An 18329-nucleotide genomic window follows, 5' to 3' on the forward strand; every position below is an offset into this window, starting at 1 on the left:
GATGCGAAATCATCTCACTCCATCAACGCTTCTTTTTGCGTCTTTGCTCTTCGTGCCGGGCGCTGCGCTCGCTCACGACGACAAGATGCCAATGAAGATGCAGCATCACGCTCCATCGGTTGCATGCCAGACAACGGCACTCGCCTGCGCGAGCGTCGCGACCGGGGCATTCGATCCAGACGGCAAACTTTGGCTGACGTGGCTGGCGGGCGGCCGCATTTCGGTCGCGAGTTCGGACGATCTCGGAAAAACTTTCGGTGATCCGGTGACGATGCCCGCCACCACGTTGCCGCTCGACGAAGGGCCGGACGCTCGCCCCAAGGTCGCAGTCGGACCCGATCATCGCGTCGTGCTGACGTACACGTCACGCGATGAGAAATATAACGGCCACGCCTTCATCGCGCGGTCGGCCGATGGAGGCAAGACGTTCGAAACTCCGCAACCGATAACGTCAAACTCTCCAAGCCAGCGCTTCGAGACGGCCGAATTCGATCAGGATGGCCGTGTCTTCGCCGCCTGGATCGACAAGAGGAATGGCGCGAAGGCGAGGGCGGAAGGAAAACCCTATGCCGGCGCCGCACTCGCGTTCGCCTGGGACGACAAGCCGGGCGGAACGCTCGAAGCCGCAGCGATCGCGCGCGACAATTCCTGCGAATGCTGCCGCATCGGCTTGGCGTTCGCGGGCCCTGGGCGTCCCGTCATCCTGTTCCGCAACATCTTCGATGGCGGCGTGCGAGATCACGCCATCATCACGTTTGCCGATCCGAAAACGCCGGGGCCGCTCTATCGCGTCAGCGACGACGACGCCAAGATCGACGCCTGCCCGCATCACGGCCCGAGCCTCGCGATCGGCCCTGACGGCGTCTATCACGCAACCTGGTTCGCGCTCGGGCGTAAGCTCAAGGGGCTTTACTATGCGCACTCGGACGATGGCGGCAAAACCTTCTCGACGCCGATGCGGCTCGGAAGTTCGAATGCACAGACCTCGCGGCCGTACGTGCTCGCGCTCGGCGATGTTGTTTATCTGGTCTACAAATCCTTCGACGGTACGATGACGACCGTCGATCTGATGACATCGCGCGACTCCGGTAAAACCTGGACTGCGCCGCACCCCATTGCCATGACGCATGACGCCTCCGACCATCCGCTGCTGATCGCGAACCGGTCGACGGCCTATCTGTCGTGGCTGACGCTCAAGGAGGGATATCGCTTGATTCCGCTGGAGCCGCAGTCATGAGGATCGCATCGGTCGTTGTCGCACTCACCGCTCTTGCTTTTATGCCGGTCGGCGGATGGGCATCGGACAAGACGCAAACGCGTCCGTTCGACCCCGCAATCGTCCAGCAGGCCATCGACGCGCATAAGGGGCGCCCCGTGATCGTGCATTTTTGGGGCCTCACCTGCGGCAATTGCATGGCCGAGCTGAAAGACTGGGGCGCGTTCGTGCAAGCGCATCCCGAAGCGACGCTCATTCTGGTCAACTGGGACGAACGCGGAGCGCGCCCCGCGCAAATTGGCCCGGCTCTCGCAACGGCAGGGCTTAGCGCGGCGTCGAGTTTCGCGCTGGGTGATGGCTTCGAGGACAAGTTGCGGTTCGCGATCGATCGCGATTGGATGGGCGAGCTTCCCTATACGCGCCTCATCGCGGCCGACGGTTCGGCGACGACGTTCTCGGGAGCGGCGGATTTCGCGGACCTCAAGACGTGGCTGGCTAAAGAGACGCGCTGATGCTCCCGGAGCTGCGCGCATCGATCGGTAAGACGGCGCCGATGTCCAACGAGGGCCAGCCTAAGCCGGTTGGCGTGTGGCTCGACCGCACCGGAGCTCGGAAAAAAATCCGAAACATCTGCCGTTGCGACGCGAATTTAGGGCGTCTGGAGCGAGTACGACGGCCTAAACGCCCCGAAGAATCAGCGTCATGTGCATCAAGAACGGAGGTCCAACTTGTCAGCGGGCGTTTTGACGCGGATGATCGTTCGCGTTTCGATTCGTGAGCGTGCTGACAGGGAGAGGAAGAAACATGGATCCCCAAGCATTGATTATCTGGCTGTTGATCGGCGCCGTGGCTGGTTGGCTGGCAGGCCAAGTTATGGGCGGCGGCGGCTTCGGGTTAGTCGGAGATATCGTCGTCGGCATCATCGGCGCATTTATCGCCGGTTGGCTGTTTCCCTATCTGGGACTTCGATTGGGCGGCGGAATTATAGGTGAAATCATTGCTGCCGCGATCGGAGCAATCTTGCTGTTGTTCGTTCTGCGGCTGGTCAAACGAGCCTAGCGAGGCCGGCTGAATAAAAACGCCAGCGGCTGCCCGCGCTCGTAAGGGAACTGGCAGCCGCTCATAGATTCGGATCGATCGTCACGGTCAGCGTGCCTCGATAGCTCCCGGCAATGATCGGGTTGCCATTCAGCAGATTGACTCCCATAACCTTTTGCGCGGTGTACGATGTGATCGCCGAAACGCCGCAGGAATGCGCGACCATCGAATGTTAGAAGAAATTTGTTTCCATACGGCGATCCAGATAAGCGGGCTATCTTGAATGCGTAAAGTTCCCGTATCCTGCTTTATAATCTCGAAAAACGAAGCCGACCGCATCGCCCGAACCATCCGTTCCGTCCGTCCGTGGGTCGATGAGGTCGTCGTCGTCGACAGCGAGAGCACCGACGATACCGTCAGCGTGGCGCTCGCCGAGGGTTGCCGGGTGATTACGCAACCTTGGCTCGGGTTCGGCGGCCAGAAGCGTTTCGCGGAAGATCAGTGCCGCAACAACTGGGTTTTCAACGTCGACGCCGACGAGGTCGTTACTCCCCAACTCGAACAGGAGATCCTCGCTGTCTTCGCCGCCGGAAATCCGGAATTCATCGCCTACGGAATGCCGCTGCAGATGGTCTATCCGGGCTCCGCAAAACCGCGGCCTCTCGCGCGGGATCACTGGTATGTGCGGCTTTACGATCGCCGCTTCGTCCGCTTCAGGAATTCGCGTGTTCATGACGCGGTTGTAACCGACAACTACCCAATCGGGCGGTTGCGTGCGCCTATGCATCATTACTCGATGCGTTCCTTTGCCGACATGAAGCGCAAGCTGAACGAGCGGACTTGGCTTCTGGTTGAGAACTCCGCCCCCGGTGCAACCGGCTCGATCCGACTGCGGTTGCTGTCTGAGCTGCCGATGAATTTCTTCAAATATTACATCGTCCGCCGTCACGTCATGGGTGGCCCCAAGGGCTTGCGATATGCGTCGATCCAGGCCCGCTACCGGTTCTTGAAAATCTATCGCATTTGGCGGACCGGGCGTCATAAGACGGCAACCGCCGCCTCAGTCTCGGCGCCGGCCTAGGGAGTAGCCCGCGACGGCGCCCCGTCCTTTCGCTCGGAGTGCTGCCTCCAAACCGGTTAGGACGCCGCACGCCCGCCGGCTCTCCTGGCCCGTCGGGTGGAACGCAAGTCCCTTAAGCTCAGTCCTTTGAGCATTGCACTGGATTCTCGAACGAGAATTGGTACAACGCCCAAGCAGATACCTATAAATCCGTCGCGTATGCGTATGCTTGCACCTTTGGCCCCGTAGCTCAGCTGGATAGAGCGCGAACCTTCTAAGTTCGATGTCGCAGGTTCAAATCCTGCCGGGGTCGCCAATATTCTGGTCGTCGACGAAGCCCCCGATCTCGATCGCCGGAAAAAAGTTTCGCAACTAAAGACAATAACGCCGTCAGGGTTGAGATCCATACGAAGACCAAGGCCGGTTCGAATTCCGCCCGGATCGCCATCTACGATGGACATCGCAGCGGATCGTGGAGATTTGCGATGAGGTGGATGCTGGTCGAGCGCAAGCCCGATGTCGTCTATGCCGGACGTCCCGATCTCTACCTCGGCAGGGACGGCGCCGAAACGCACGACCCCAACCGTGCCTTGACGTTCGAAACCCGGGAATCCGCCGAAGCCCACCGGCGGCGCCTTCACCATCCGTATGACTGGGTGGCGACCAGCACCGCGAGTTGACGGTCTCTCGCCGAATGCCGAGGCAGCTCAAGCCGCTCGGAACCCCACGCCGTTAATAAGCGTTTGCACCCGAAGCCCTTAGCCCAAATGCCCGCGGCGTGCTAATCTGGCTTGCAGTATCGCGTTCCAAAGGAGTTGAGCCATGGCAACTGCGCGGTCCTTCTGGAAAGGACATCTGCGGCTTGCGCTCGTCACCATTCCCATCCGTCTCGTGAGCGCAACGGCCTCCGAAGACAAGATCGCGCTTCACCAGATCGATCGCAAGACGAAGCAGCGCATTCGTTATCAGAAAGTCGCGGGCGAGGGCGGCAAGGTCGTGGCGCAGTCCGACATCGTGCAGGGCTACGAACTCGATGACGGCAACTACGTATTGTTCGAGCCCGACGAACTCGACAAGCTCAAGCTGACGACCCGACACACGGTAGAACTGACCGAGTTCGTCGAAGCCTGCTCCATCGATCCGCTTTATTTCGACAATCCCTATTACGTTCTGCCCGACGGTGATGTTGCGGAGGAGGGCTACCGCATCATCCGCGACGCGCTGCGTGCCACCAAGAAATACGGCGTCGGCCAATTGACCATTCGCGGCCGAGAGAATCTGATCGCGATGAAACCCTGCGGCGACGGCTTGATGCTCGAAACGCTCCGCTACGCCGGTGAGGTTCGTGACGCCGACGACGTCTTCGCCGGAATAGGTACAAGCAAATTGAAGCCCGAGCTCATCGAAATGGCGAAACAACTCATCGAAGAGCGCGCGCAAAAGTTCGATCCAGGCGAATTCAAGAACCACTACGCCGAAGCTTTGCGTGCTCTCGTGAAAGAGAAAGTCGCAGGCGGTCTTTCAACCGAAGTCGCGGGTGGCGGCGACGAGCCTTCCGGCGGCAAGGTCATCGATTTTCTCGAAGCGCTCCGCCGGTCCACAGGCAAGTCGAAGGAAAAGCCCACCGCTGGAAGCGCCAAGGCGCGCACGAAGACGGCCGCTTCTCGCCAGAAGCACGAGCCGGTGAAGCGCGCTCCGCCCAAAGCTCAAAAGCGCAAGACACGCGCCCGCGGATAATCCAGCCGGCGAACGATAGACTCGTGTTACCGTCGCAGTGTACCGCGAATTGCGCCGGTTCGCTGACGGGATCAAAGTCCCCAAAAGCGTCTGATCGTGCAATATGAGCACGGGCTGCGATGTCGCCTGATTGCGTTTGGCAATTTCAGGAGGTTCCCATGCACCCGATGTTCGCACTCTGGATCTGGATGGTCATGACGCCCCATGTGGCCCAGAAAATGTTTTTCAGCACATTCTAGCACTGTCAGCCTTCAATCGATTTCGCCACAGGACGGCGAACGTCTTTCGCTGGCTTATCTTCGCGCAAACCCTTGAACGCCGCGTGCCTCAATAAGCCGTCGCCGGTCCAGGCACGGTACTCGATCTGCGCGACGAACTCCGGCTGGACCCAAACGACATCCTTGCGCTGCAGGTTGGTCAATGGCGCCTTGACCGGAACGGCGTCGGTTTTGAGCGGCTTCAGCTTGCGCATTAACTCCGCTGCGATTCTATGCGTGTAGCCAGTGCCGACGCGCCCCGCATAAATGAGCTGCCTCTTGTCGTAGTAACCGACCGCCAATGCGCCGATCGCATTCGGACCGGCATTCGAATTGAGATAGCCGATGATCACGAATTCATCGACCTGGATGCACTTCGATTTCAACCAATCGTCGTGCCGTCCGGAACGATACGGGCGATCGATCCGCTTCGAGATGATGCCTTCGAGGCCGAGGCTGCAGGCGTCCGCCAGCATACGAGCGCCGTCGGTCGACAAATGCGCGCTGTATCGGATCTGTCCGGATTTCGGCCGACTCGCGAAAAGTTTCTCTAGCAACCCTTTGCGATCCCGAAGCGTCGCGCCGATGAGATTGAAACCGTCGAGATAGAGCAGATCGAAGCAATGCAAAACGAAGGCGTCGCTGTGTCCGCTTTTGAGCGCGGCGGCGAGCGCTGAAAAGCTGGAGCGGCCGCCGCCATCTTCGACCACCAGCTCGCCGTCGATGATCGCGTCGCCGTCATGGAATTCAGCGAGAAGCTTGGGCAACGCGCCGAAGCGGTCCGTCCAGTCGAGACCGTTCCGCGTGAGGAGCCGCACGCCCTTTTTGTCGATCCGCGCCTGGATGCGGTAGCCGTCGAACTTGATTTCGTGCACCCACGCAGTGCCGGTCGGTGGTTGCGCGACGAGCGTCGCACGGCAGGGTTCGACGAATGCAGGCATCGCCGTCTTCACAGCGCCTTGGATTTTGGACGCTGAAACAGGGCCGCGCCCCGATTTCCGCGCCGGCTCTTTTCGAACTCCGCTTTTCGCGCGCGAGATCGGTGCCTTCGTACGCACCACCGTCAAGGCCCGAGGAGCTTCTTGATCGCGGCCTTCAGTGGCTGTTCGGACTCGCGATAGTCCTTCCATGCCGTAGATTTTTTCAAAAGAGCGGGAACAGTATGAACCGTGAAGCGCTTCGGATCGAGGCCGCGCTTGACCTGCGCCCACGTCAACGGCATCGACACGGTCGCTCCGGGACGCGCGCGAGGTGACAGTGGCGCAACGGACGTCGCCATCCGGTCGTTGCGAAAGAAGTCGAGGAAGATCCGACCTTTTCTGAGCGTCTTCGTCATCTTGATGAGATAGTCCTTGGGGCTGTCCTTGGCCATTTGCTGGCAGACCGCGCCCGAAAACATTTTCGCATCGCTCCACCCAACGCCGTCGCTGCTACGCGTCTTGAGCGGCGTCACGACATGGATGCCCTTGCCGCCGGTCGTTTTGCAGAAGGCGATGAGTCCAAGCTTATCGAGCCGCTCGCGCAACTCGGTGGCTGCATCGACGACGCGCGCGAATTCGACATCCGGCGCCGGATCGAGGTCGAACACCAGACGGCCCGGAATGTCCGGTTCGAACGGCGCGCAGTTCCACGGATGGAATTCAATCCCCGCAATCTGCCCGATTGCGATCATGCCTTCCAGCGAGTTGACTTCGATATACGGCTCGCGGTCGCCAGAGATCCGAACGAGTTCGATCTCCCGCGACATGCCGCGCATGGCGTGGCGCTGAAAGAAGCTCTCGCCATCAATCCCGTCTGGCGCTCTGATCACCGAGCATGGCCGCCCCTTGATATGCGGGAGCATCCAATCTCCGACGGCTTCGAGATAGTGTGCGAGATCGAGCTTCGTCACCGCCGCGCCATCACCCGCGGGCCAAAGCTCCTTATCGGGATGAGAGATGACAATGCCGAGCACGGCGTTGGCGTCCGAACTGTTTACGGCAGCTTTCGTGTCGCGTGTCTTGGCCATCTTTCGAACAGGCATCCGTTTCAGCGGCGTCGCTCGTGCGGCAGGCTCGGGGTCGTCGTCGGAGGAAGCACTGGAATTCCAGATCGCATCCGGACGCGTCGCCCGGCGTCCGCGAAGAATGAACGGTTCGGGTCCTCGCCCTTCGCCCGCCGCGATCTGGACCATCGTTCGCTTCGACGCGACGGAACGATCCTGCGCCAGAATCTTGTCGGCGTCGCCCGCATGCGCGCCTTCATCGCGGTGCTTGATGAGAAGCCAATTGCTGCGCTTGCCGCCGAAGCGGTCGCCCTTCATCTTGACGAGAACCCAGCTGCCTTTGAGCTTCTCGCCCGAGAGCACGAATTTCAATTCTCCCTTGCGCAATTGCGCCTCGGGGCTCTCCTCGCCGAGCGGCGCCCAGAAACCGCGATCCCACAACATGACAGTACCGCCGCCATATTGACCTTTGGGAATCGTGCCTTCGAAATCGCCGTAATCGAGCGGGTGATCCTCAACCTCAACGGCGAGGCGTTTGTCTTTGGGATCGATTGAGGGACCGCGCGTCACCGCCCACGATTTGAAAACGCCGTCGAGTTCAAGACGAAAATCATAATGCAGCCGCGTCGCGGCGTGTTTCTGGATGACGAACCGAAGATGCTGAGCCGGACGAACGACGGCGGTTCCGCTGGGCTCGGCGGTTTTCGTGAAGTCTCGCTTGGCGCGATATTCTGAAAGAGTTTTCTTCGCCATTCGACAGCATCCGCACGAGGGCTCTCAAAGTGAGTGTAAGATCTGAGGGTGCCTGTGCGCTAGATCTAGATCAAAGCAAAAAGCCGCCGGAAGCCCAAGGCTTCCGAGCGGCCCGGGCACCTTTTGAGGGGCGCCTGACGTATGCTGGTGCATCCGTCTGTGTAGGTAACGACGGCAGACGGCTCTTGTTCCGCAGAATTTTCGGCACAACGCCGAGACGCGCGAGTTTCGTTCTAGGAACTGCGCGATTTGCTCCCGAGTTACCAATCTTAAGGATGTCGTGAGGGCATCCACCCCGAGAGACCAAGGAGTTTTTTCAATGTACCTGAAAATCATCGCGGCGTTGGGGGCAGCCTTGCTCCTGGCGGTCGGCAGCGTTGCTGCCGATGCGCGAAGTGGAGGCGGCGGCGGACATTTCGGCGGGGGAGGAGGGGGACACTTCGGCGGTGGCGGCGGCCATTTCGGAGGCGGAGGTGGTCACTTTGGCGGGCGCTCAGGAGGCGGCGGTTTCGCCGCGCGCTCATTCCGCAGCGGTCCGAGCTTTGGTGGCCGAAGCTTTCGTGGCCAAAGTTTTCGCGGTGCCCAAAACTTTCGCAGCCAGAATTTTCGTGCCCAAAACTTCCGCGGACCGCGCATTGCCCGCACTCCGAATGGTGGAGGACGAGCGTTCCGCAACGATAGGCGGTTCGCTTACGGCCAAGGCAATCGCTGGCGCGGCGGCAAACACGGGCGTCATCATCATCGCCGCGGTTATCCGATCATCGTCGGTAGCGGATATTACTATGGCGACGACTATTACGACGACGGTTACTACGGCAACGACTGCGCCTGGCTCTATCGCAATGCTGTTCGGACGGGCAGCGCCTACTGGTGGCGTCGGTACCGCGATTGCGAAGATTGAGCGCACTTCGTGAACCTGAACTAGGGTGACGCGCAAATGCTCCGGACCTCGGTCCGGAGCATTTGCTTATTGTGCTGCACTTACGGATTGTTCAGTTACGGGCTCGAACTTCCCGTGCCCTCAGGGGAAGTCGGAATTCGCGCGCCCGCATTTGAACCCGCGGCTGGATCGTTCGGCGTGTTGGTCGAAGGTCCCGGCTGAACGTTTTCGTTCGTCGTCGGATCGGCCGGAATTCCCGCCGGTGTCGAAACGCCGGCCTCGCCCGTGCTCGCGCCTTGATTTTCAGGCGCCGGCACGACGGTCGTCGGCTTCGATCCCGCCGATTGCGGGCTGACGCCGTTACTATAATCGGCGGCTTGCGCTAATCCGCCCAACGAACCCGCTGCCATCAACGCCAGCGTCGCTGCACCCACCTTTAAGAAGGTCATTTCATCATCTCCTTTTCTTGTCGTTCCCACCTTTGCAACGGTCCCCCGCTGCGGATGGTTCCAGGACCGCGCCAGCCGAAAAGAGCGGAAAGTCGTGAATCAAGGAGAGGAATTTTGCGCAGTGCAATGGTCGGCGCGTTCAAGATTCTATTCTGATGAGGCGCGCGACGATGTCTTGATGCAGGCGAATTTCGTTCTCCGCCCTGGCATAGATTTCAGACACCTTGCGGTTTAGAACCTGGGGCTCCAACGAGAGCACGTTCTTCCATTCGGAAAGCGTAGGAGCCCGCTTGCGATAGGCTTCCGCCCCGGCTGCCGCGATGCCGCTAAACAAAACGATCGACGCCGACGACGTCGGTCGCGGTCCGGAAAGTTCGCAATACCGCAAAACCTGAAGAAAAAGCCGACTGCGCCAATCGTGCAGATCAGCACGACGCCGCCAAAGCTCGGTCGCCCTCCGATGGCAGGCCTGTTCAATGGAAGTCATGGCTCCGACATCCCCCCGGAAAAAAAGCCAACGATCCCGCTCTGTGGCGCTAACTACGATTCCGCGCTTCGGTTCCACATACGAATGCGTTTCTCGACAACATGGAATATGCCATCATTCGTTTGGAATCGCTGTGCGGCGTTAGCTGCATCTTTGATTTTGGGATGCGAAAGCGGCGATTGTTGGTTTCACGCGAACGTCACATCTCGGTCCCGTGGCTCAATGGATAGAGCGTCGGAATTCGACTCCGAAGGTTGCAGGTTCGACCCCTGCCGGGACCGCCAATAACGATAATCCGCACGATCTGAGGCAGGCGCATTGCATCTTTTGCGATGGAAATTGCAGCTGCGCTCGTTATGAACATTTAACCACAGGGCGCCTTTCTGAAACAAAGGCTAGCGATGGAGCCCGCTTGGCTTACGGTGCCTCCGTCCGCCATCGTCCAATTGATATGTAGCGAGTGCGTATAATGCCGGTGTCGCCCAACCGCTTTCAATTCCCTGCCGCGAAACCTCGGCTGTTGTGGAGCGGCGTTCTGGCGTTCGCGCTCCTTCCATCGATCGCTGTTGCGCAAGAGACCGCTCCCGCCGCTGAGGCAGCTCCGGCTGTTGTAGAGACGGCGCCGCCCACCGCCGCTCCGTTGACGGGCGTTCCGGCCGCGATTTGCGCCAAGCTGTCGACTCCCGCGACCGTGTTCGACGCGGGAGACAGCGCCGGCGCGGCGGCGTTCTACCAAAGTCGGCAATGCCGCCCGCTGTGGGTCGATGCGCAGGGACGCACGCACGCAGCGGACGTCGCGATCTCGGAACTTGGCCGCGCCGAGGAGTGGGGCCTCGACGGATCGGATTTCAAACTCGTCGCAGCGACTCAGTCTCTCGCGCCAGGCCAATCGACGCCGGAGCAACTCGCCACGGCCGATCTCGAAATCACGGCGGCGGTCCTGCGCTACGCGCATCAGGCCGAAGGCGCGCGCATCCCGGAACCCGAAAAGCAACTATCGTCCTACATCGATCGCACGCCCGTCATCACCGCCGCACCTGAAGTGCTGGCGCGCATTGCCGACAACGCGAATCCCGACGAGGTCTTGCGATCGTTTCAGCCGCCGCAGGAGCAATTCCAGAAGCTGAAAACGCTTCTCGCGAGCCTGCGCGGCGGCCCCATCGATAAGGCCAATCTCCTTGTTATTCCCATGCGCGGCCCGATGCTGTCGAGTGGCGAGCGCAGCCCCGACGTCGCGACCCTGAAGCAGCGTTTCGAAATCACGTCGGAGCCGGGAGACGAGCAACTTTTCGATGCCGCGCTCGCGTCCGCCGTCAAGCGTTTCCAGGCGTCGAAGGGGTTGTCGGATGATGGCATCGTTGGTCCTGCGACGCGCGCGGCCCTCGCGGGCAACGACACCGGATCGTCGTCCGACAAAATCGAAGCCGTGATCGCGAACATGGAGGAATGGCGCTGGATGCCGCGTTCCCTCGGCAACACGCATATTCTCGTCAACATCCCGTCGTTCTCGATCGCGTTGACGGATGACGGCAAGACCGTATTCAGCGACCGCGTCGTCGTCGGTACGGCCGCGACCGAAACGCCGATCTTCTCCAAGGATATGACGACGATCGTTCTGAAGCCGCGATGGAATATTCCGGATTCCATCAAACTCTCGATGCTCCTTTCAGGCAGATCGATTGAAAAGCAAGGCTACGTCGTGATGCGCAACGGGCGTCGCATCGACAGCACTCAAGTCAATTGGGCCAAAGCAAACTTGAGTGCCTACCAGTTCTATCAGCCAGCGGGCGACGACAACGCTCTCGGCCTCGTGAAGCTGCTCTTTCCGAACAAGCACTCGGTCTATCTGCATGACACGCCGTCGAAGTCTCTCTTCAACGAGAGCGTTCGCCTTTACAGCCACGGCTGCATGCGCGTGCGAAACCCGCAAGACTTCGCTCAGCGGATTTTCGACATCGATCGCGGTGAGGCGGCGCCGAATGTGAAGCAACTCGTCCGCAAAGGTCCGATGGACAACGAGTTCGCGCTCCAGCGTCCGGTCCCCGTGCATGTCGGCTATTTCACGGTCTGGGTCGATGACGACGGTGAAGCGCAGTATTACAAGGACTGGTACGGCCACCAGAACCGCATCACGCTCGCACTTGCCGGCAAGTGGGACCAGATCGACGTCGGCCGGGATCATCTCGCAGCCGTCGATACCTCTGCCCTGAAGCAGGTGCGTTTCAATAAGTCGAACGCAGACACGCCGACGGACCTGAACAGCGACGGCAAGCCCTATCGCAAGTACGACGGCGGTGTCGGCGATATGATTCGCCAGGCGCTCGGCTTCTGACGAAGAGCCCCGGCGTCAGTCGCCCTTCATGCGTTTGAAACCGGCGGTGAGATCGCCGATCAGATCGTCGACGGCTTCGAGCCCGACGTGGAAGCGCAGCGCCGGACCGGGGCCATGCCAACTTGTCGCCGTCCGGTAAGGCGACGGATCGAACGGCACCACGAGGCTCTCGAATCCGCCCCACGAATACCCCATGCCAAAGAGCTTGAGCCCGTCGAGAAACGCCGCGAGCCCCGCCTCGGAGACGGGATTGAGCACCGCGGTGAAAAGACCGCTTGCGCCGGTGAAGTCACGCTTCCAGATCGCGTGGCCCGGGTCGCCCGGCAGCGCAGGGTGGAGGATGCGGTCGACCTCAGGTCGGGCCGCGAGCCACTCGGCGACGGCAATGCCCGAGCGCTGATGCCGTTCGAGCCGAACCGCCAGAGTCCTGAGACCGCGAAGGCCGAGATAGGTTTCCTCCGAGCCCGGGCAAGTGCCGAGCCGCTCCTTGGCGTCATCGATGAATTTCGCCGCCCGCGCGTTGGCAGTGACGGCGCCGAGCATCGCATCGGCGTGCCCGACGATGTATTTGGTCGCCGCCTGGATCGAAACGTCAGCGCCAAGCGCCAGCGGCTTGCAATAGAGTGGCGTCGCCCAGGTGTTGTCGGCCAGAACCCAGATGTTCTTGGCATGAGCCGCCGCCGCGATCGCCGGAATGTCCTGCATCTCGAACGTCTGCGAGCCGGGAGCCTCGACCAGCACGAGCCGCGTATTCGGCCGGAAAAGCTTGGCGATGTCGCCGCCGACGAGCGGATCGTAATAGGTCGTTTCGATGCCGAGCCGCTTCAGCATCTTGTCCGCGAAAGCGCGCGCAGGCTGGTAGACACTGTCGAGCACCAGGATGTGGTCGCCGCCTTCGACGAACGCGAGGATAGCCGTCGAGATCGCCGCCAGACCCGATGATGTCAGGATCGTCGCCGCGCCGCCTTCGAGATGCGCAATCGCTTCTTCGAGGGCGTGCGTCGTCGGCGTCGCGCGGCGCCCGTAGGTATAGGGCTGAGCGTGGGCGCGAATGGCGTCGAGCGTCGGATAAAGAACGGTCGATCCCCGGTAGACGGGTGTATTGACGAAACCGTGCTGTTCGAACGGCTTTCGTCCCAGATGAACGACTTCGGTCTCGGGGCGCTCTCCGCTCTCGGAACCATCTTTCTTTACAGTCATTCTAAGCTTCTCCGGGCGGGTTCGGCCGTCGTGACGCAAGTTTGGTTGCCGGTCAAGGCCTTGACCATTGCCCGCTGACGCGGGATGTCTGGCTGCGCGCTAATTTTGGCGGTCACGCTCGAGCGCCGTCGCTTTCGTCTGCTTGCAACGAAGAGACCCGAGTGAAGCATTGGCCGGAAGAGTGCAGATGAGCATCGTAGTGCGGATCTTGGCGGCGTCGATCTCGCTTTTCATCGTCGCAGTCAGTCTCTCCTCCGAGGCCATCAGCGCCCCTATCAGCGTGGTCGATGCGATCCGGGCGAGAGGTAAAGTCGTCTGCGGCCTGCAAGATCACGCGGCGGGCTTCAGCGAGGTGAGCCCGCGCGGCGCCTGGAGCGGACTTGACGTCGAATTTTGCTCCGCGCTCGCGGCAGCGGTCCTAGGCAATCGCGACGCCGTCAAATTTCTTAGCCTCAACGCCGGCGACCGCTTCAAGTCGCTGCAGGACGACGACGTTGACGTCCTTCTCGGAGCGACCTCTTGGACCCTGACGCGTGATACCGAGCTCGGCGCTCGCTTCACCGGCACGCTCTATTATGACGGGCAGGGCTTCATCATTCCGCGCAACCATTCAATAGCGAGTGTCCTCGAACTCTCCGGCGCCTCGATCTGTGTTCTTTCGGGCTCAAGCGACGAGATGGCTATCTCCGATTACTTTGGCAGCCGGAAGATGCGCTATCAACTCATCACCTCCGATCGCTGGGAGGATTTGGTCAAGACCTATTCAGACGGTGGCTGCACCGTTCTGACAGGCGATATGACGTTGCTGGCCTACGAAAAAAGCCGATTGGCGAGTGGCGCCGATCAGATGCTGCTTCCGGAATTGATCTCCAAGGAGCCCTACGGCCCTGCCGTGCGGCTCGGCGACGACGCGTGGTTCGCCATCGTCCGCTGGACCGCGATGGCCCTCGTCGCCGGGGAAGAGCTGAATATATCGAGCGGTAATGTCGATGCGATGAAGGCGTCGCCGTCCCACGAGGTGCGCCGTTTTCTAGGTCTCGATGCCGACTTGGGCGCGCCTCTCGGGCTTTCCCGCGATTGGGCCTATCAAGTCATTCGGCAAGTCGGCAATTATGGTGAGATCTTCGAGCGCACGCTCGGCCAAAGCTCGTCGTTGAAGCTCGATCGCGGCCTCAATGATTTGTGGACCAAGGGCGGCCTCATGTACTCGGTTCCCTTCCGCTGATAGGCTTAGCCCCGCGGAATTTGAGAGCGGCTTTGTGACGACGGGGGAGAAGCGATGGGGGACAAGGCAACGCTCGATACGCCGCTCGACGCGGTCATCTTCGTGATCCCAGTCGCAGTCGTCCTAACGCTGCTTTTTCTGCTATGGTCACGACGGCGGTTCCGGCGCGGAGCATTACCGCCGCAGCCTCGCGCATCGAGCGAACCCTTCCATGCCATACTGCAACCTTCCCCTGGCACCGCCCAGACGGAAGCTAACCCGCAGATCGAAACAGACCTCCCTCCGCAGAAAGCGACGGTTAGCATCGATACTCTCACGTCGAAAATCGAAGCTGCGATTGTGAACGGCGAGAAAACGTCGCTCTCAAGTCTCTATTTCGACCTTGCCGCCGCGCACGGGCTGGATGGCAACCTCACCGCGCGCATGGCGGCGCTTCGCTCGGCAGCCGGATACGGAGCATTGCACGGTCCGCAAACCGCGCACGCCGCTGCTCGCCTTGCGCTCGGTGAAGAGGCCCATCAGGCCGGAGATCTGACGAGCGCGTGCGAACAGTGGCAGTTAGCGCGGACGGCCTTCCAGGAAGGTGGCGACGCCGAGCAGCACGCGCGTGTCGAAAAGCGCATGCGCGAGAATGGCTGCCCCACCGATTGGGTCCTCACTGATTTCTAAAATCCGTCGGCACGTCGGAGGTCGGCACGATGGTTGTCGCCCCGCCGGAAACGCGATTGCCGTTGTCGTTGATGTTGGCCATCAACACTTCGACACTGATATTGTCGCCGTCCTTGATCTCGAAGTTGTTTTGGAAGAGGTGGCCGCCCGAGGATGCGGTGACGTGATATTTTCCTGGCGCGAGAACATGCGTCGGCAGCGCTCCCACGCTCTCTTTGACGGTCTCGCCGCCTTCCGTCTGAATGGTCCAACGCGTATCGGGCATGGCTTCTCCGCCGGCCCGCGTCACGAGCCGGAACGTTGCCTTGCCGCCCGTGTGCGTCAATGTCGTCTCGGTCAGCTTGCCGGCTTCGACCGTGACGTCGGATTCGATTTTGGCATTGGCGTCGCCGTAGACCGAGACGACCCGGTAGATACCTGAGTTGAGGCGGATGATCAGGTTGGGTTTAGCGCCGGTGATGATGGCGGCGTTGCCTTCCCCTGCATCGCGGTCGTCCGAGAAGATGGAATAGGTGACGGCTCCGGGCGGCGCCGGCGCGCCGCCGATGAGCACGGAAAGCCGAAGTCCACCGGCATTCAACACGAATGCTTCGAACGGCGGCCCGTCTACCTTCACCTCGATTTTGCGCGTTAGGTTGGCCCGCCCGAACGCGGCGTTGACTAAGTAATCTCCCGGCGGAAGCTTGACGAACGGGCTCGCTTCGTGGGACTCGGTGACGAGCTTGGACTTGCCCGCGCGCGCCGTCTGGAAGACACGCCAGACCAATCCCTGTTCGATCTGCTGGCCGTCGCCCGTCAGCAGAGCGACCAGCTTGACGCCCGTGCCCTTGGTCTTGCCGCGCTCGACGGTTGTCGTGTTCTTCCGCTTGTCACCGACAGGCCCCCAAGGCGCTGGGGCCGGTCCGTCCGGAATAGGCTCTTCGGCGTAGGATGCCGTTGCCACAACGAAGGACAACAGCACAGCCGTCATCGCCGCGGCGAAAATGCCCATCGAAAGGCGCTGCAGCCGCAACCCGCATTGTCTCCGCAGCACTTCGGTCATCCTGGTCCAATCTCAAGCTTCTGGCTTTGGCCGGATTGAACCTCAAACGCGGCCTGACCATGACTGTCACGCGCGTCGAAACGCACGGTATATTGCCCGGGCGCTAGGATCGCCGTCGACGCGGCGCCCGTCGCCCGCCAGATCGGCATGCCGTTGGCGTCGGCGACTTCCCAATAGATGTCGCCGAATGATGGCGCGGCATTAGCGGCTGGAGTAAAGCTCACTTGGCCCGACGCGATTTCGATAACGGTCTTCGCTGGCTTGCCGGTTTCGAACACCACGTCTTTCGATGCCGTGAGATGTGCGGCGGCGAGGGACGCGGTGACGCGGTAGCGCCCGGGCGACAGGTCGAGCGCGAGAGCAGGGCCAATGGCCCGCGCCACACTGACGCGATCGCCGTCGATGCGGTCGACGCGATAGAAAATATTGTCATCGGCCTTGGCTGGTGCGCCCGCCACGAGCGCCGAGATTTTCACGGGCACGAGCACGACCGCCAGCGTTTCCGCGACTGTCTGCCCGGCTCTGACGGCAATGCGTTTGCTGACGCTGCCGTCTCCGGAACTGGCGCCGAGATAGTACGTACCTTCGGGAAGCGTGAAGCTCGCTTGCGGGCTGCGCGACCTCGCGACCTCGCGACGCCCGTCCGGGCTTTCCGGATCGTCGGCCTCCACAGTGTAGAGCACGTCGGCGATCGCGCCACCGCCCGCGTTGGTCGCGGACACATCGAGGCGGCCCGTCGCAAGCGCGAGATCGAGTGTCTTATCGTTTCCGGCCGCGAGGCTCAGCGTCTCTGACGAACGCGCCGCCCCATCGACGACGGTCACGCGGTAGTCGCCCGGTGCCAGGTAAAGATCGACGGCGCCGCCACGCGTCGCCGTGACGGGCGTTTCGCCCGATGACACGGTGACGATCGCAGTCGGAGATGGCGGTCCGCCCTTGCTTGCGGTCGCGCGCGCGACGAGGTGCGCGGCGTCGAGCGGCACGACGATGCTTTGCGCGTCGCCGTCTGCGATCGTGATTTCGTAGCGCGTCTTGATCGTACCGAGTTCGGCCTCGATATCGTAATCGCCCGCCGGTAGCTTGGCCGTGATGTCGGAGCCGACGCCCTCGCCGAGAACCGCCGTTCCGCCAGCTTTACGAATTCGCCACGTCAACGGAACCTTGAGAAGCGCGCCGTCGGCGGCAAGCGCTGCGGACGCACGAAGGGAAGCTCCGGCTGGAGGAGGCGGCGCTGTTGGCTTCGTTGCCTCAGGCCCGGCACCTGCAACGTCTGATGGCGACAGAATTGCGAGTTTCGCAGTTTCGTCCAACGCCGCGTTGAGACCGTCCGAATCCGTGATGTCGTAGAAGTGGCCGCCCGTTGCCTCCGCGATGCACGCCATTCGCGGCCGTTCGTTGGCGGGAACGCCGATGCCGATGACCTGGATGGCGACGCCCGGAGAGGTCTTCGCGATCTCCCGTGCCGTGGCGCAGGAATCCTGGCGGCAATTGTCGGCGTTATCGCCGACGACGATAATCTGCGCCGGACGCGATTGGCCGATGGTGTCAGCCGCCATCTTGAGCGCTGCCGTAAGCGGGCCGGGTCCTCTGGGATTGAGGCTCGCGATCGGATCGAGAACGGCCTGTCGGGGGCTGTCGGGCCCGGCGATCAACTCGACGTCGTTGCAGTCGCCACGGCGGCGATGACCGAATGAAACAAGACCCACGCGCGTCGACGACGGCGTTGCGAGAAGGGCGCCGAGCTTGTCGCGCACGATGTCGATCTTGCTTTGATTGGCGGGTGCCAAGCGGCCCCACATCGAGCCCGACCCATCAAGGATGAGCATTGCTGTCGGCACGTCGTCGCTCCAGGCGGACGTCGCCCCCGCGACGAGCCCTGCCGTGGCGAACCCGGCAACTGCGGCCAGTGGTGCGAGCAGTCTTAGGAATCCAAGCCCCATCTTCCCCCCACGCCTCGCGCTTTTTGGTCCTTATCGCGACTCTGACTGTAACGGACGGCT

17 protein-coding genes and 2 tRNA genes are annotated in these 18329 nt (G+C 61.4%); 12 read left to right on the top strand and 7 right to left on the bottom strand.

All coding sequences use genetic code 11. The annotated features are described in order from the left end of the window. The first annotated feature begins 1 nt into the window (after window position 1). The 7 genes from WC811_RS16210 (at window position 2) to WC811_RS16240 (ending at window position 5051) form a co-directional block, all read left to right on the top strand. On the top strand, window positions 2–1237 hold the full coding sequence (locus tag WC811_RS16210) for an exo-alpha-sialidase (protein ID WP_372646358.1): 1236 nt from the start codon (window positions 2–4) through the stop codon (window positions 1235–1237). Next, complete coding sequence (locus WC811_RS16215; RefSeq protein WP_372646359.1) at window positions 1234–1728, top strand: TlpA family protein disulfide reductase; 495 nt, start codon at window positions 1234–1236, stop codon at window positions 1726–1728. Before WC811_RS16210 ends, WC811_RS16215 begins: the two co-directional genes overlap by 4 nt. Before the next feature lie 292 nt (window positions 1729–2020). Beyond that, window positions 2021–2275, top strand: coding sequence for a GlsB/YeaQ/YmgE family stress response membrane protein (locus WC811_RS16220; RefSeq protein WP_372646360.1), 255 nt, complete (start codon window positions 2021–2023; stop codon window positions 2273–2275). 262 nt (window positions 2276–2537) lie between these two features. Then, on the top strand, window positions 2538–3335 hold the full coding sequence (locus WC811_RS16225; protein WP_372646361.1) for a glycosyltransferase family 2 protein: 798 nt from the start codon (window positions 2538–2540) through the stop codon (window positions 3333–3335). 218 nt (window positions 3336–3553) lie between these two features. Beyond that, window positions 3554–3630, top strand: a tRNA-Arg gene (locus WC811_RS16230). Window positions 3631–3799: 169 nt separating this feature from the next. Beyond that, on the top strand, window positions 3800–3994 hold the full coding sequence (locus WC811_RS16235; RefSeq protein WP_372646362.1) for a hypothetical protein: 195 nt from the start codon (window positions 3800–3802) through the stop codon (window positions 3992–3994). A 142-nt stretch (window positions 3995–4136) separates the two neighbouring features. Further along, window positions 4137–5051, top strand: a complete 915-nt coding sequence (locus tag WC811_RS16240) for a Ku protein (protein ID WP_372646363.1) — start codon at window positions 4137–4139, stop codon at window positions 5049–5051. 244 nt (window positions 5052–5295) lie between these two features. Here the strand turns inward: WC811_RS16240 and ligD (WC811_RS16245) are convergent, their stop codons facing one another. Together ligD (WC811_RS16245) and ligD (WC811_RS16250) are read right to left on the bottom strand one after the other, a co-directional pair. Beyond that, window positions 5296–6249: a non-homologous end-joining DNA ligase gene (gene ligD, locus WC811_RS16245; protein WP_372646364.1), complete on the bottom strand. Its 954-nt coding sequence runs from the start codon at window positions 6247–6249 to the stop codon at window positions 5296–5298. 122 nt (window positions 6250–6371) lie between these two features. Continuing rightward, window positions 6372–8045 carry a non-homologous end-joining DNA ligase gene (gene ligD, locus WC811_RS16250; RefSeq protein WP_372646365.1) on the bottom strand — a complete coding sequence of 558 codons (1674 nt, stop codon included), beginning with the start codon at window positions 8043–8045 and terminating at the stop codon, window positions 6372–6374. A 319-nt stretch (window positions 8046–8364) separates the two neighbouring features. On the opposite strand from ligD (WC811_RS16250), the gene WC811_RS16255 reads away from it, so the two are divergent. After that, window positions 8365–8946: a hypothetical protein gene (locus tag WC811_RS16255; protein WP_372646366.1), complete on the top strand. Its 582-nt coding sequence runs from the start codon at window positions 8365–8367 to the stop codon at window positions 8944–8946. A gap of 95 nt (window positions 8947–9041) precedes the next feature. Here the strand turns inward: WC811_RS16255 and WC811_RS16260 are convergent, their stop codons facing one another. Together WC811_RS16260 and WC811_RS16265 are read right to left on the bottom strand one after the other, a co-directional pair. Further along, window positions 9042–9374 carry a hypothetical protein gene (locus WC811_RS16260; protein ID WP_372646367.1) on the bottom strand — a complete coding sequence of 111 codons (333 nt, stop codon included), beginning with the start codon at window positions 9372–9374 and terminating at the stop codon, window positions 9042–9044. 139 nt (window positions 9375–9513) lie between these two features. After that, entirely contained in the window at window positions 9514–9861 is a 348-nt protein-coding gene (locus tag WC811_RS16265) for a hypothetical protein (protein ID WP_372646368.1), read from the bottom strand. Window positions 9862–10069: 208 nt separating this feature from the next. Here WC811_RS16265 and WC811_RS16270 point away from each other — a divergent pair. After that, a tRNA-Arg gene (locus WC811_RS16270) sits at window positions 10070–10145 on the top strand. Window positions 10146–10330: 185 nt separating this feature from the next. After that, a complete protein-coding gene (locus WC811_RS16275) occupies window positions 10331–12193 on the top strand; it encodes a murein L,D-transpeptidase (RefSeq protein ID WP_372646369.1) in 1863 nt (620 codons plus the stop codon). Between the two features lie 15 nt (window positions 12194–12208). Here WC811_RS16275 and metC read toward each other — a convergent pair whose 3' ends face one another. After that, entirely contained in the window at window positions 12209–13393 is a 1185-nt protein-coding gene (gene metC / locus WC811_RS16280; RefSeq protein ID WP_372646370.1) for a cystathionine beta-lyase, read from the bottom strand. Window positions 13394–13580: 187 nt separating this feature from the next. Between metC and WC811_RS16285 the strand changes: the two genes are divergently transcribed. Both WC811_RS16285 and WC811_RS16290 read left to right on the top strand, forming a co-directional pair. Beyond that, entirely contained in the window at window positions 13581–14618 is a 1038-nt protein-coding gene (locus WC811_RS16285) for an amino acid ABC transporter substrate-binding protein (RefSeq protein WP_372646371.1), read from the top strand. 54 nt (window positions 14619–14672) lie between these two features. Further along, complete coding sequence (locus tag WC811_RS16290) at window positions 14673–15287, top strand: hypothetical protein (RefSeq protein ID WP_372646372.1); 615 nt, start codon at window positions 14673–14675, stop codon at window positions 15285–15287. On the opposite strand, the gene WC811_RS16295 is transcribed toward WC811_RS16290, so the two are convergent. Together WC811_RS16295 and WC811_RS16300 are read right to left on the bottom strand one after the other, a co-directional pair. Continuing rightward, a complete protein-coding gene (locus tag WC811_RS16295) occupies window positions 15274–16329 on the bottom strand; it encodes a hypothetical protein (RefSeq protein WP_372646373.1) in 1056 nt (351 codons plus the stop codon). The two genes, WC811_RS16290 and WC811_RS16295, sit on opposite strands and share 14 nt — an antisense overlap. Continuing rightward, window positions 16326–18269 carry a VWA domain-containing protein gene (locus tag WC811_RS16300; RefSeq protein WP_372646374.1) on the bottom strand — a complete coding sequence of 648 codons (1944 nt, stop codon included), beginning with the start codon at window positions 18267–18269 and terminating at the stop codon, window positions 16326–16328. The genes WC811_RS16295 and WC811_RS16300 overlap by 4 nt, the downstream gene beginning before the upstream one ends. Between the last annotated feature and the right edge of the window lie 60 nt (window positions 18270–18329).

It is taken from the genome of Hyphomicrobium sp., assembly GCF_041659645.1.
In the GTDB taxonomy this organism is placed as follows: domain Bacteria; phylum Pseudomonadota; class Alphaproteobacteria; order Rhizobiales; family Hyphomicrobiaceae; genus Hyphomicrobium_B.

What these genes read in the sequence shown, in the direction of transcription:
- WC811_RS16210 (WP_372646358.1), top strand. Translation starts at nt 2, where the DNA reads ATGCGAAATCATCTCACTCCATCAACGCTTCTTTTTGCGTCTTTGCTC.
- WC811_RS16215 (WP_372646359.1), top strand. Translation starts at nt 1,234, where the DNA reads ATGAGGATCGCATCGGTCGTTGTCGCACTCACCGCTCTTGCTTTTATG.
- WC811_RS16220 (WP_372646360.1), top strand. Translation starts at nt 2,021, where the DNA reads ATGGATCCCCAAGCATTGATTATCTGGCTGTTGATCGGCGCCGTGGCT.
- WC811_RS16225 (WP_372646361.1), top strand. Translation starts at nt 2,538, where the DNA reads ATGCGTAAAGTTCCCGTATCCTGCTTTATAATCTCGAAAAACGAAGCC.
- WC811_RS16235 (WP_372646362.1), top strand. Translation starts at nt 3,800, where the DNA reads ATGAGGTGGATGCTGGTCGAGCGCAAGCCCGATGTCGTCTATGCCGGA.
- WC811_RS16240 (WP_372646363.1), top strand. Translation starts at nt 4,137, where the DNA reads ATGGCAACTGCGCGGTCCTTCTGGAAAGGACATCTGCGGCTTGCGCTC.
- ligD (WP_372646364.1), bottom strand. Translation starts at nt 6,249, where the DNA reads ATGCCTGCATTCGTCGAACCCTGCCGTGCGACGCTCGTCGCGCAACCA.
- ligD (WP_372646365.1), bottom strand. Translation starts at nt 8,045, where the DNA reads ATGGCGAAGAAAACTCTTTCAGAATATCGCGCCAAGCGAGACTTCACG.
- WC811_RS16255 (WP_372646366.1), top strand. Translation starts at nt 8,365, where the DNA reads ATGTACCTGAAAATCATCGCGGCGTTGGGGGCAGCCTTGCTCCTGGCG.
- WC811_RS16260 (WP_372646367.1), bottom strand. Translation starts at nt 9,374, where the DNA reads ATGACCTTCTTAAAGGTGGGTGCAGCGACGCTGGCGTTGATGGCAGCG.
- WC811_RS16265 (WP_372646368.1), bottom strand. Translation starts at nt 9,861, where the DNA reads ATGACTTCCATTGAACAGGCCTGCCATCGGAGGGCGACCGAGCTTTGG.
- WC811_RS16275 (WP_372646369.1), top strand. Translation starts at nt 10,331, where the DNA reads ATGCCGGTGTCGCCCAACCGCTTTCAATTCCCTGCCGCGAAACCTCGG.
- metC (WP_372646370.1), bottom strand. Translation starts at nt 13,393, where the DNA reads ATGACTGTAAAGAAAGATGGTTCCGAGAGCGGAGAGCGCCCCGAGACC.
- WC811_RS16285 (WP_372646371.1), top strand. Translation starts at nt 13,581, where the DNA reads ATGAGCATCGTAGTGCGGATCTTGGCGGCGTCGATCTCGCTTTTCATC.
- WC811_RS16290 (WP_372646372.1), top strand. Translation starts at nt 14,673, where the DNA reads ATGGGGGACAAGGCAACGCTCGATACGCCGCTCGACGCGGTCATCTTC.
- WC811_RS16295 (WP_372646373.1), bottom strand. Translation starts at nt 16,329, where the DNA reads ATGACCGAAGTGCTGCGGAGACAATGCGGGTTGCGGCTGCAGCGCCTT.
- WC811_RS16300 (WP_372646374.1), bottom strand. Translation starts at nt 18,269, where the DNA reads ATGGGGCTTGGATTCCTAAGACTGCTCGCACCACTGGCCGCAGTTGCC.